Origin of the sequence: Acidithiobacillus concretivorus (assembly GCF_018853445.1) — a bacterium.
GTDB classification, from domain to species: Bacteria; Pseudomonadota; Gammaproteobacteria; order Acidithiobacillales; family Acidithiobacillaceae; genus Acidithiobacillus; species Acidithiobacillus concretivorus.
This window is the reverse complement of the sequence record NZ_JABELD010000140.1, coordinates 1-373: the sequence shown is the minus strand read 5'-3', so window position 1 is coordinate 373 and position 373 is coordinate 1. Positions and strand designations below refer to the sequence as shown.

Here is a 373-nt window from a genome sequence, read left to right as displayed (position 1 = left end):
GACACCCTGGAATGCGCGTGCCAGTTCCAGGCTCTGTCGGACAAGGGTTAAACAGGGATTCGGGAGTATGAACAGTGCCCTGTCCATGACAAGCCCCGATAACTTTGCCGAGGCGCACTTTACCCCTTGCGGGGTATGTATCCCGCAAGCGGAGACTGAAAAAGGTAAGGAGTTGTTTATGCAACAAAACAGAGTATTGGTACTGGACAAAAATCGGCAACCGCTCATGCCCTGCCATCCAGCACGAGCAAGAGCCTTGCTGAAAGCAGGAAAGGCTGCCGTGCTCCGGCGTTTTCCCTTTACCCTCATCCTCAAGGAACGGGAAGGCGGCGACGTGCAGGATACGCGGCTGAAAATCCATCCCGGCAGCAAA

General features: G+C 55.0%; 1 protein-coding gene. It reads left to right on the top strand.

Annotated elements, in window-relative coordinates; genetic code table 11:
- Positions 1-178: 178 nt before the first annotated feature.
- Positions 179-373: RRXRR domain-containing protein (locus tag HJG40_RS13820; protein WP_215864736.1), on the top strand; the 195-nt coding region annotated here is incomplete at its 3' end.